This window comes from Chryseobacterium sp. SIMBA_028 (assembly GCF_046535285.1).
In the GTDB taxonomy this organism is placed as follows: Bacteria; Bacteroidota; Bacteroidia; order Flavobacteriales; family Weeksellaceae; genus Chryseobacterium.
The window spans coordinates 1-386 of the sequence record NZ_JAWRWZ010000076.1 but is presented as its reverse complement, the minus strand read 5'-3'; the positions used below and the strand labels follow the sequence as shown (position 1 = coordinate 386).

The following is a 386-nucleotide window of genomic DNA, read 5'->3' as shown; positions in this document are numbered from 1 at the left end:
CCGTAAGCACCTACGCAGCCAATTGAGCCTAAGATCACGGCTAAAACCCACAGGACCACGACGAAGGGGTTGACCCTCGGCCGGTGCCGGGATGCTATCACCGGGGTCTCCGCTGAACCCCGTTCCTTGACTTCGCGGACCTCGACCCGCTCGATCCTCTCGCGGGCGGGTACCCCGTCCAATTCATTCTCCATGACCCGTTCCTCTTGAACACCGTGCCACCTGTAGTCACGCGGCGTACGCGCTATGCCTGGACATCGCTCGCCTCTTTCTGCCCGTCGTGTCCATCGTGCCAGAGAGGGATACGACCGCTAAGGCGCAGCGTTCAACAAGGAGGCCGTCGCGCCCCGACATATTTCTATCGGCCCGGAGCGGAGGGCTCCGCA

At 62.7% G+C, this 386-nt stretch carries 1 protein-coding gene; it reads right to left on the bottom strand.

The genetic code is table 11. From position 1 onward, the window contains the following. Positions 1–194: hypothetical protein (locus tag SCA31_RS22605; protein WP_410699296.1), on the bottom strand; the 194-nt coding region annotated here is incomplete at its 3' end. Positions 195–386: the final 192 nt, after the last annotated feature.